Source organism: Maribacter sp. R86514 (assembly GCF_044597005.1).
Taxonomy (GTDB): Bacteria; Bacteroidota; Bacteroidia; order Flavobacteriales; family Flavobacteriaceae; genus Maribacter.
In genome coordinates, this window is the sequence record NZ_CP138999.1 from 1,445,889 (window position 1) to 1,457,273 (window position 11,385).

At 35.1% G+C, this 11,385-nt stretch carries 9 protein-coding genes; 3 read left to right on the forward strand and 6 right to left on the reverse strand.

Annotated features, from left to right (window positions below; genetic code table 11):
• The first annotated feature begins 31 nt into the window (after positions 1–31).
• On the forward strand, positions 32–1,069 hold the full coding sequence (locus SJY30_RS06555; RefSeq protein WP_396634775.1) for an AI-2E family transporter: 1,038 nt from the start codon (positions 32–34) through the stop codon (positions 1,067–1,069).
• Here SJY30_RS06555 and SJY30_RS06560 read toward each other — a convergent pair whose 3' ends face one another.
• The 4 genes from SJY30_RS06560 to SJY30_RS06575 are packed head-to-tail and all read right to left on the reverse strand — an operon-like array spanning position 1,070 to position 6,517.
• Positions 1,070–2,524: a polysaccharide biosynthesis C-terminal domain-containing protein gene (locus SJY30_RS06560; protein WP_396634776.1), complete on the reverse strand. Its 1,455-nt coding sequence runs from the start codon at positions 2,522–2,524 to the stop codon at positions 1,070–1,072.
• Positions 2,524–3,795, reverse strand: a complete 1,272-nt coding sequence (locus tag SJY30_RS06565; protein ID WP_396634777.1) for a glycosyltransferase family 4 protein — start codon at positions 3,793–3,795, stop codon at positions 2,524–2,526. The genes SJY30_RS06560 and SJY30_RS06565 overlap by 1 nt, the downstream gene beginning before the upstream one ends.
• A complete protein-coding gene (locus SJY30_RS06570) occupies positions 3,795–6,230 on the reverse strand; it encodes a YfhO family protein (RefSeq protein WP_396634778.1) in 2,436 nt (811 codons plus the stop codon). Before SJY30_RS06570 ends, SJY30_RS06565 begins: the two co-directional genes overlap by 1 nt.
• 32 nt (positions 6,231–6,262) lie before the next feature.
• Positions 6,263–6,517 (reverse strand): DUF4834 domain-containing protein, encoded by a 255-nt coding sequence (locus tag SJY30_RS06575; RefSeq protein ID WP_396634779.1) that lies wholly within the window; start codon positions 6,515–6,517, stop codon positions 6,263–6,265.
• A gap of 87 nt (positions 6,518–6,604) precedes the next feature.
• Here SJY30_RS06575 and SJY30_RS06580 point away from each other — a divergent pair, with 87 nt between their 5' ends.
• Both SJY30_RS06580 and SJY30_RS06585 read left to right on the forward strand, forming a co-directional pair.
• The gene (locus SJY30_RS06580) at positions 6,605–7,690 is read left to right on the forward strand and encodes a transporter (RefSeq protein ID WP_396634780.1); all 1,086 of its coding nucleotides are present in this window, start codon (positions 6,605–6,607) and stop codon (positions 7,688–7,690) included.
• Between the two features lie 88 nt (positions 7,691–7,778).
• Positions 7,779–8,897 carry a GTP cyclohydrolase gene (locus SJY30_RS06585; RefSeq protein ID WP_396634781.1) on the forward strand — a complete coding sequence of 373 codons (1,119 nt, stop codon included), beginning with the start codon at positions 7,779–7,781 and terminating at the stop codon, positions 8,895–8,897.
• Between the two features lie 68 nt (positions 8,898–8,965).
• On the opposite strand, the gene SJY30_RS06590 is transcribed toward SJY30_RS06585, so the two are convergent.
• Positions 8,966–10,225 carry an aminotransferase class I/II-fold pyridoxal phosphate-dependent enzyme gene (locus SJY30_RS06590; RefSeq protein ID WP_396634782.1) on the reverse strand — a complete coding sequence of 420 codons (1,260 nt, stop codon included), beginning with the start codon at positions 10,223–10,225 and terminating at the stop codon, positions 8,966–8,968.
• 116 nt (positions 10,226–10,341) lie between these two features.
• A complete protein-coding gene (locus SJY30_RS06595; protein WP_396634783.1) occupies positions 10,342–11,382 on the reverse strand; it encodes a PLP-dependent cysteine synthase family protein in 1,041 nt (346 codons plus the stop codon).
• Between the last annotated feature and the right edge of the window lie 3 nt (positions 11,383–11,385).

Sequence of the window (11,385 nt, forward strand, 5' to 3'; positions counted from 1 at the left end):
CTGACATTTAATCAACCAATAAACGTATCTCATGAAGAAAATCAATCATAAAGTTCTTAGACAACTAATTATTCTAACATTGATTATTTTTTTAGGTGGGTTGATTATCAAATATATGCTTCCTTACATATCTGGTGTGCTAGGTGCACTAACACTTTATGTAGTATTAAGAAAGTGGATGCTAAAACTAATCAACAAAGGAATAAAGAGAACGTGGGCCGCCATGTTACTCATTTTTCTGGCATTTATAGGTATTTTTATTCCTATAACAGGGGCAGGATTTATGCTTAGTTCAGAAATAGGTAATTTGGCAGATAAATCTGAACAAGTAACAAAAGCTTTCAAAGACCAAGTATTTCAAATTGAAAAGTATATAGGGTACGATATTTCGTCGACCATTGACCCTCAGCAAGCATCTAACTGGTTAACCGATAATATGCAGGGTTTCGCCAATAGTACTTTCAATATTCTCATCTCATTAGGTATTCTGTTATTTCTACTTTACTACATGCTTAAGAGTCCAAAACAATTAAAAGAATCGCTTCTTGAATACATACCGTTAAGTAATAAAAATTTAGTTGTATTAGGCAAGGAAATCGACAACGTTGTACGGTCTAATGCTATTGCCATACCTCTAGTTGCTGTAGCCCAAGGAATTATAGCATTGATAGGTTTTTATATTTTTGGGGTTGAAAATCCGCTTTTCTGGTTCGTAATTGTAACTATTGGGTCTATGATTCCGTTTATCGGAACGCTGGTAGGTATTCTACCGGTATTTGTGCTAAGTCTTGCAAGCGGAGAAAGTTTTCAAGCTTGGGGCATTTTAATTTATGGTGCTACAGTCGTAGCAATGACAGACAATGTCATTAGACTTTTTGTACTTAAAAAGCTCGATAGCACTCATCCTTTAATTACCCTAATAGGCGTTTTAATAGGTATTCCCCTTTTCGGTTTTGTCGGACTGATTTTTGGTCCGTTGATAATCAACCTATTTTTAATAATCGTGAAAATATATAAACAGCAATACGGTATTCAAAAACCGAATAGGCAACGTGCACAGCAAATGTAGTTAGCGGCGCAAGTATTTACTTAGAAAACCATAGACATCTTCCGATATTTTAAAGCGATAAAGTACACCTATGTAAAATACCATCATTAAAATACTTTTGAGAATAATATTAAGTAGCGGATGAAAACCAAAGCTAAAAGCAGAAAAAATAGCCGCTACAACAACCAATAACGCAAACACCTTCAAAGTCTCATTTGTAAATGGCAATATTTTAAATTTGGATTTCACATACCCTAATTTTAAAGTATTGTATATAAAAAAGGCGCTGAAACTAGCAATGGCAGCACCATTTATTCCATACTTGGGAATTAACCAAAGATTAAATAATATAGCAAGTACAGCCAATAATACCCCGAAAAACAAAATAGACCGATAATAATCAGAATTGAATAGAATCGAATTATTATTTCCCAGCAAAGCATCATACACCTTCACCAATCCAACCCAAAAAACGATCATAAACCCACCGGAGTACTTTTCTGGTAGCAGCTCGTATAGTTCATTTAAATTTAATAGGATGAGAAGGAAAAGAATACCGGAAACAATGAATAAGGTCAATGAGCTTTTTTGATATAATTGTGCAAGCGCAGGCTTATCGTTACTGTTTAAGTAAGTTGCCGTCAACGGGTATGTTATTTGATGCATTGCCCTAGATGGTACCGCAATGGTTGATGCAATAAACCCAGCCACAGCATAGAAAGCTACATTTTCAAGTTCAAGAAAGTTATTCAGCATCACCTTATCAACCTCCATAAGTACAATAGCAGTAGATCCACCCAAAATAATAAGAGCGCTATACTTAACTATGGTCTTCCAATTTTCAGGAAGTATAAAATTCAATTTAGGTTTACGCACCGTGTATGCATAGAATTTCATGATTACAGCACGTACAAGATAGAAACCTACTAAAGCATTAATAAAAAATTCAATATCTATGATTTTGAAATATAAAAGAAGAAGCAAGATAGTCTGACCTATTCTACAAAAGATCTCTTTCATAAAATTGCCGAACATAGATTTCATTCTAATTCTTGCCCAGGCATAAAAAACTTCAAAATATGCCATGGCCATACCCACTAAAAAGATATGCCAGACATAATCTTTAACCACATTATTCTGTCTAGAAAGCAGTTTTCCAATGGTGTCATTAGCTAAATAGCTTAATAACGCAACAGGCACAATCAATATTAAGGGAAGTAAAAGCATTAAAGTAAGAAATGAATTCTGAGTTTGATCATTCTTAAAACTAGAGTAAAATTTCACCAAACTATTGGGTACACCAAATGCCAGAATAGGCATAAGTACAGCAGATACAGATAAGATGACCTGTATTAAACCATAATTACCCGGCTGCATAAAATTGGTGTATAAAAACAAGGTATTGACCGCCCCAATTGCAAAACCAAAATAGGTTACAATTGTATTATTCAACGACTGTTTTAGTACGATACCCATTAAATATATTCGACCAATTTTCGGGTGAGTTCCCTTCTACTGTATTGCTTTATACTACCAGAGGTTATTTGCAATTCTCCTTTTTGAAATTGCTGAAACCAGTTTAAAAGTACGTTTTTCAACTCAATATCATCAGAATAGTCAAACATCTGTCCGGTTTTCGTTTCCTTAACAATACCAGCAACTTCCCAATTTTTAGGACCTATACCCAATATAGGTCTTTTTGCCGCCATATATTCAAACAGCTTACCGGGTATGATACCAATGGTATCTACCGAATCTATTTCTACCAGTAACAATACTTGAGATGATTTTTGACATGCTAATGCCTCATGATGCGTAACATAGCCAACAATCTCAATATACTCTTGCAAACCGGCTTCAGATATTGATGCAAGTATTTCTTCGCTTACTACACCAATAAAACGCAATTGTAGTGCCTTCTTAAAATCCTCGTTTTCCTTTACCAAAATTGATAAGACCCTCCACAGGTTCATTGGATTTCTTCCACTTAATAAGGAACCAATATGTGCAATAGTAAACTTAGAATCCAATTTATAAGAAGAAGCTATTTCACAATCATATCCGTTAGTTATGACCTCTATTGGCTGATTAGTAATTTGTTGAAATTCTAGCTTTGTTGTATTGCTCGTAACTATAATTTTATCGGCAGCATTCAAAACATCAGACTCTAGTTGTTTGTGCTTTTTTTCTGCTGATGAAGATAGTTTCAGTTTTTTGTGATAACCAATGGTTGTCCACGGATCACGGAAATCTGCAATCCAATTTAAAGGCTGAGACTTCTGTAAGTAATAACCAATAAGGTGAACACTGTGCGGAGGACCGGTTGTTATAATAGTTTCTATCCCTTCTTTTATCAAAACATCTTTTAAAAAACCAACAGAGGGTTTTACCCAAAATTTTCTTGCATCAGGTAAAAATAGATTACCCCTAACCCACAATAGAACTTTCTCTAAAAAAGATTGATTTTTAGTTTGAATAATCCCAGAACTTATACGCTTTGTTTTCTTACTAGAAAATACAGAGGCTATACGGTAGGGTTCCCTTATAGAATGCTTATAAATTTTTAAATCATCTGGGATATCATGAGAAAAAGATTCATCTAAAAGCGGATAATGTGGATTCTCAGGAATATACAGAACCGGTTCAATACCAAAGTCTCTTAGGTACTTTACAAACTTTAACCAACGCTGAACTCCAGGTCCGCCAGCGGGTGGCCAATAATAGGTAATGACCAGAACCTTTCTCATTATGCTTCCTCTTCTTTCTTAGACCTCCAAAAAGAAAAACCGAATCCTCCAATAATTACAAGACCCAATAAAATAGTGCTGGCTAAAGTGATTTTACTTCCCGTAGCAACTACTTCTGGTTCGAATTTAAATTCAATTTTATGTTCTCCTGAAGGAATTTTCAAAGCTCTTAGTACATAATCAACTTTAAAGTAATCACTTTCTTTTCCGTCTATATAAGCATTCCATCCATTCTTATAATACATTTCTGAAAAAACAGCGACACCTTCATTACTATTTTTGGAGGTATACGTTAAATGATTGGGCTCATAATCAATTAAAGAAATTGAAGCCGTAGAGTCTACTTGATATGTCAATGGATAAATATCAGAAAACTTAGAAGAATTGAAAACAGCTACATTCTTAGTATCTAAACTATCTAAAGCCATTATTTCAGCATCGGCATTGGCAACAGGTTCTAGTTGAGAAATAAACCAAGCATTTCCATTTGCATTGGGGTTTTCAATAGGAAAAACATTACCCTCCTGATCTTGTCTAATAACATATTTAATGTTCATCATATTCAAGACAGATAAGTTACCATTGTACACATGAAAATTAAACAAGTCTTGCATACCGGCAGGTTTAGCAGCATGATAACCCGTTATACTTTGGTGGAAGTAGGCAGTTTTAGCCGAATCAAATCCGTCTGTTTGATCAAAAACACGGAATACTCCGTCATCTTTAGCAATGATTTTATCAGCAGTAGATTCTTGGAAAGGTTCTAACATTTTTCGTTTAGACACGAAATTATCATTGTTTACATAGCGTAAATCAACCCCTACTAAATCTATCACAACTAATATTCCTATTGCAACAATCAAGAAATTCATTTTTAATTTCCCTTTTAAATACAGCCAAATTAATAATGCCGTACCCAAAGCAAAAGCTAAAGAACGTAATAGATCACTAGTATAAACACTCTTACGATCTAGTCTAAGCATTTCTGGCAGCTCTTCTAAACCTGTCATTCTAAGGCTATCATCGTTGGCACCAACAAAATGAAAAGCGCCTTTGAATATGAATAGCACTACCCCAAGACCTAAAATAATAGCTGATGCAATAGTTAGGGATTTTAAATTATCCGCTTGTGGAACTTTGTCCTTAAACAATTTTTTTAAAGCTAAAATGGCTAAAACAGGTACACAAAGTTCTAATACAATTTGTATAGATGACACTGCCCTAAACTTATCATATAGCGGAAAGTAATCTATCATGAAATCGGTTAAAGCACTAAAGTTTTTACCCCAGGATAGTATCAATGACATTATTGAACCGAACAGCAACCACCATTTGTGCTTGCCTTTAACCAAAAATAATCCTAGAATAAACAAGAAGAATATAACCGCACCCAAATATGCAGGACCAGAGGTTCCAGGCTGTTCTCCCCAATACAAAGGTAAACCACTTACAAAATCTAAAGCACTTGATTTTGCCAAGCCCTTATCAATCAGATAATTATATGATTTAGAATTCTCACCCAAGTTCTCTTGACTTGCACCACCAAAAAGACGGGGAACAAATAAGTTTAAAGATTCCGCAATACCATAACTCCAATTGGTAATATAGGCTTTACTTAACCCACCTGTGTCTGCTTTTGGTGAACCATCTGGATTAATGGTCAATTCGCTTTTACCACGTGTACTCCAGTCAGCATATTCTTTAGTTGCCATTAGCCCTGTTGCATTGGCAGCGATACCCAAAGTTACCGCTAACAATAGGATACCAACAGAAACGAAATAGTGTTTTAATTTTTTATCCTTTATTGCATACACCAAATACACCACACCCAAAATGAGAACTAGTAGCATAAAGTAATAGGTCATTTGATAGTGGTTGGCTGTAATTTCAAGAGCCATAGCCAAGGCTGTTAAAACAAATCCCCAGAGGTATTTCTTTCTAAAAACTAGAACAATACCAGCCAACAATACTGGCAAATAAGCCATAGCATGTGCTTTTGCATTATGCCCGGCACCTAAAATAATAATAAGGTAAGTGGAAAAACCAAATGCCAAAGCACCTACAACTGCCAGTCTATAGTCTACTTTTAGGCAACAAAGAAGAATATAAAAACCTATGAAGTAAAGAAAAAGGTAATCTGCAGGTCTAGGTAAAAATCGAATTAATCGATCTAATTTTTTGATGTAATTATGCGGATAGTTTGCACCAAGTTGGTATGTCGGCATGCCACCAAATGCACTATTGGTCCAATACGGTTCTTGGTCGTTAGATTTTCGAAAATCATTCTGCTCTTTCGCCATACCCGTATACTGGGCAATATCATGCTGGTACATAACTTTACCTTGAAGCACAGGGCTAAAATATGCCAGTGCAGCAATGATAAAAAATACGACAACAAAAAAATGGATGAAAAAGAATTTTAAGCCTTGCTTCATTTGCTAAATAAGTAGTGTTTTGGCAAAGATAACTAGTCTAGCTCTTCAAAATCAATGTATTCACCTACTTTTTCTGAATCGTTCTTTTTTCGAGATGGTTTTTTATTGATAATAACACTTTCATCTTCCTCTTGTTGAAAAGGACGTTGATTATCAAAAGCTTCCCTAAAATGAGATTCTGTTTTCTTGGCTGCGTAGTTCAATATTTTTGGTGCAAACAACTTCGCCAAAAATTTCAGCAAGTAATACACCAAAAGAATAATTAATATAGTTTTTAAAAAAGCCATTTATTCTTACTTAAGATATATCAAAAATACAATTATCACGTTGTATATAAAGAATCATACTATTAAAATAAATATAAAATCGTGTTCATGAATAGTCTTTTTGTCTACTCTAAATCATATCAATACGTATTAACCCTATTATTTCTTCTACCGCTGGCGGGTATTTCACAGTACACAGATGTTATAAATTCTAATAGACCAGGAGTATCTGTAAGTGCTTATGCCGTTGGAAAAAATGTGGTGCAAGCGGAAATGGGACTGTTTTATGAGCAAAAAGACCATACACTTTTAAATACAGAATCTAATATTTGGGGTACCGACGTATCATTACGCTACGGATTACTATTTGAGAAGTTAGAACTGAATTATGAGGGCACTTTTCAAAACCAAAATACCACATATTTAAATTTTGATGTTTCAGGGAAGCGAACAGATTTTACCAGAAATAGATTAGGATTAAAGTTTCTTGTTTACGATCCGTTTAAAAATCCGGAGGCAAATAAGCCAAATCTTTATAGCTGGAGAGCGAACAACAAATTTCAATTTAAAAATCTTTTGCCTGCCGTTTCTATTTATGGCGGCGCAAACTTTATATTAGGAGACAATCCTTTTTACATTGGAGAACCAACTATTTCTTACCGTGGTATGATTGCAACCCAAAGTCGTTTGACACCAAGGTTTGTTTTAATTACCAATACAGCTTACAATCGCATTACAACAGATGACCCAGAGTTAAGCTATACTATTTCGTTATCTCATGCTTTTAGAAACCCAAAATGGAGTGTTTTTGTTGAACACCAAGGTATAGATAGTGATCGTTATTCAGATTTATTGATTCGTGGTGGTATTGCACATTTACTTAAAGAAAATTTTCAATTGGATATTAACATGGGAGCCAGTTTAAAAAATACCCCTACTCGTATTTTCTTTGGACTAGGTGGTTCGTATAGAATGGATTTCCATAAAGACAAGCTTAAACCAATTGAAGACCAAGAAGCTGACCAAAATGGCGGAGCCATTGACAAGAAAGCCATGAAAAAGAAAAAGAAGGAAAAGAATAAAAAAGGAAGCGGTGCAGAAGACATTGACCTTGGTCCTTCTAAAAAACAACTTAAGAAATTAAAGAAAGAGGAAAAGAAGAAAAAGAAAGAGAGTAGCGAGATAGACTTTTAATTAGCCACTACCCTGCCCTATTTTTCACTATCAACCACTTTAATTTGTTGATTAATATCACTAATATTGGCACTTCTAAAGAAGTTCAATGATCACATTACATGAAGCTAAAACAAAGCAAGACTTAAAACGCTTTGTAACCTTTCCGTTTTCGCTATATAAAGACAATAAATATTGGGTACCACCAATCATTAATGATGAGCTAGAAAGCTTTGACAAAGATAAAAATCCCGTTTTTAAGGATGCTGAAGCTTGGTTCTTTCTGGCTAAAGATGGAGATAAGATTGTAGGCCGTGTGGCTGCAGTAATCAATCACCTAGAAATAAATCAACAAAACGTAAAGAAAATGCGATTTGGCTGGTTCGACTTCGTTGATGACCCAGCAGTTTCAAAAACACTTTTAGAGAAGGTTGCCGAAATAGGAAAAGAACACAACTTAGAATATATGGAGGGTCCGGTAGGATTTTCAAATCTAGATAAAGTTGGAGTTCTAGTAGAAGGTTTTGACCATATTGGCACCATGATCACTTGGTATAACCACGCTTACTACAAAAACCATTATGAAAATTTAGGCTTTGTTAAGGAAAAGGAATACATGGAAAACAAGTTCCCTGCAAAAAATGCAGATCCCGCTTTGTTTACCAGACTAAATGATTTGGTAAAAAAACGCTACGGACTTAAAGAAGTCAATTTCACTAAAACTAAAGAAGTCATGCCTATGGCAGATGAAATGTTCGACCTCTTTAACGCAACATATGCCAACCTTTCATCATTCGTACCAATTACAGAAATACAGAAAGCATACTTCAAGAAAAAATACATCAGCTTTATAAATCCAGAATATATAAAGTTTGTAAAGGATAAAGATGACAAGCTAATAGCCTTTGCCATTGTTATGCCTGCTTTTTCCGAAGCTTTACAAAAGGCAAAAGGAAAGTTATTTCCGTTCGGTTTGTTCCATTTATTAAAAGCTAAGAAAAACAGTAAGGATGTTATTTTCTATTTAATAGGTATAGATCCAGAATATCAAAATAAAGGCGTTACGGCTGTAATATTCAACGAATACCATAAAACATTTAGCGAGAAAGGTATTGATATGTGTTACAGAACACCTGAATTGGAAGAAAATATAGCTATTAAACAGATGTGGAAACACTTTGACCCTAAAGTCTATAAACGCAGAAGAACGTATAGAAAATCGCTTTAAAAAAAGAGAAAAATAAAAAGCCCGAAATCACTTGATTTCGGGCTTTTTTAATATCATTCAATAAGAAATTACTCCCCCATTGCAGCCGCAACAGCAGCAGATAATCTTTTGTAAGTACCATTCTGCAAACGCTCTCTAATAGCTGAGAATGCTTCTAATGTTTCTTCAACATCTTGCAACGTATGTGTAGCAGTAGGTATTAAACGTAAAAGAATAAGTCCTTTCGGTATTACCGGATACACAACAATAGAACAGAAAATACCGTGATTTTCACGTAAATCCTTCACTAACGCCATTGCTTCTGGAATACTACCATTAAGGTATACCGGTGTTACACAACTAGAAGTTGTACCAATATCAAAACCTTTTTCTTTTAATCCGTTTTGTAATGCATTTACGTTCTCCCAAAGTTTAGCTTTAAGCTCTGGTTGTGTACGCAGCATATCTAAACGTTTCAATGCTCCTTTCACATAAACCATTGGTAATGATTTAGCGAACATTTGCGAACGTAGGTTATATTTTAAATAATCAATGATTTCTTGGTCTGCGGCAACAAATGCACCAATACTGGCCATAGACTTAGCAAAAGTTGCCAAATAAACGTCAATACCATCTTGTACACCTTGCTCTTGACCTGCACCGCCACCGGTTTCACCTAAGGTACCAAAACCATGTGCATCGTCGACCAATAATCTAAATTTGAATTTTTCTTTTAAAGCAACGATTTCCTTTAAGATACCTTGCTCACCACGCATACCAAAAACACCTTCAGAGATAACCAAAATACCTCCACCAGTTTGCTCGGCCAATTTAGTGGCACGCTCTAAATTCTTTTCTAAGCTCTCTGCGTTATTATGCACGAAGGTAAAACGTTTACCCATGTGCAAACGTACACCATCAATAATACAAGCGTGACAATCTACATCATAAACTATGATATCATCTTTGGTAACAAGGGCGTCAATTACAGACATGAAACCTTGGTATCCAAAATTTAATAAGTAAGAAGCTTCTTTTTGAACAAAAGCAGCACATTCTTGCTCTAATTGCTCATGAAACTCCGTATGACCACTCATCATTCTTGCTCCCATTGGGTATGCAGAACCATATTCAGCTGCAGCCTCACCATCAATCTGCTTTATCTCTGGAAGATTTGCCAATCCTAAATAGTCATTGATACTCCAAGTAATAACATCTTTACCTTGAAATTTCATTCTATTAGAAATAGGACCTTCCAATTTAGGGAACACAAAGTACCCTTCTGCCTGTGAAGCCCATTTACCTAAAGGGCCTTTATTCGCTAAAATTCTATCAAATAAGTCTTTCATTGTTTAATTTGGATCTGTCTGCAAAAGTAAATAATTTTGACAAAAATTCATAAATTATTTACAACGCAAAAAAGTGGGCTATAAACCCACTTTTTAATAACTACATCTAGTTAATATTACTTTACGTATTGTATTTCTTGTGTTTCTTCTACAGTTGCCGTATTCAAGAAACCTTGATCCTCCATCCACTGGTCGCTATATATTTTACTCATGTAACGAGAGCCATGATCAGGAAAGATGCAAACTACATTACTATTTTCGTCAAACGTATTTAATTCATCTAACTGCTTAATAGCCTGCATTACCGCACCACTTGTATACCCAACAAAGATACCTTCTGTTCTAGAAATCTCTCTAGCCGTATGTGCACTTTCGGCATCGGTTACCTTAATAAACTCGTCTATAGCGCTGAAATCGGTAGCTCCAGGAATTAAGTTTTTACCCAAACCTTCTATTCTATATGGATAGATTTCGTTAGCATCCAACTTACCGGTTTCGTGATATTTTTTCAATACGGAACCATACGCATCAACACCAATAACTTTAATATTAGGGTTTTGCTCCTTTAAGAAACGAGCTGTACCAGAAATGGTACCACCAGTACCACTACAAGCAATTAGGTGTGTAATTTGTCCGCCAGTTTGTTCCCAAATTTCAGGACCGGTAGATTTGTAATGCGCTTCCATATTCAGCTGATTGAAATACTGATTGATGTATATGGAACCTTTAGTTTCTTTATGTAATCGTTTAGCCACTTCATAGTACGATCTAGGATCATCTGCACTTACGTGAGCCGGACAAACATATACCTTAGCACCCATTGAGCGAAGCATATCTATTTTATCTGGAGATGATTTTGAACTAACCGCTAGTATACAATCGTACCCTTTAATGATACTTGCCATTGCAATACTAAAACCTGTATTTCCTGAAGTTGTTTCTATTACTGTGCTGCCTTCGGTAAGTATACCTGCTTTCTCTGCCTGCTCAATAATATGAATCGCAATTCTGTCTTTAGAAGAGTGACCTGGATTAAATGCTTCTACCTTGGCGTAAAAATTACCTGTAAGGTTTTTTGCAATTTTGTTCAACTTAACTAGTGGTGTATTACCAACTAGTTCTAAAATATTGTTGTAAGCCCTGATCTCATTTTTCATAAG

Coding starts and splice junctions, on each gene's coding strand:
- SJY30_RS06555 (WP_396634775.1), top strand. CDS start 32: ATGAAGAAAATCAATCATAAAGTTCTTAGACAACTAATTATTCTAACA.
- SJY30_RS06590 (WP_396634782.1), bottom strand. CDS start 10,225: ATGAAAGACTTATTTGATAGAATTTTAGCGAATAAAGGCCCTTTAGGT.
- SJY30_RS06560 (WP_396634776.1), bottom strand. CDS start 2,524: ATGGGTATCGTACTAAAACAGTCGTTGAATAATACAATTGTAACCTAT.
- SJY30_RS06585 (WP_396634781.1), top strand. CDS start 7,779: ATGATCACATTACATGAAGCTAAAACAAAGCAAGACTTAAAACGCTTT.
- SJY30_RS06570 (WP_396634778.1), bottom strand. CDS start 6,230: ATGAAGCAAGGCTTAAAATTCTTTTTCATCCATTTTTTTGTTGTCGTA.
- SJY30_RS06580 (WP_396634780.1), top strand. CDS start 6,605: ATGAATAGTCTTTTTGTCTACTCTAAATCATATCAATACGTATTAACC.
- SJY30_RS06565 (WP_396634777.1), bottom strand. CDS start 3,795: ATGAGAAAGGTTCTGGTCATTACCTATTATTGGCCACCCGCTGGCGGA.
- SJY30_RS06595 (WP_396634783.1), bottom strand. CDS start 11,382: ATGAAAAATGAGATCAGGGCTTACAACAATATTTTAGAACTAGTTGGT.
- SJY30_RS06575 (WP_396634779.1), bottom strand. CDS start 6,517: ATGGCTTTTTTAAAAACTATATTAATTATTCTTTTGGTGTATTACTTG.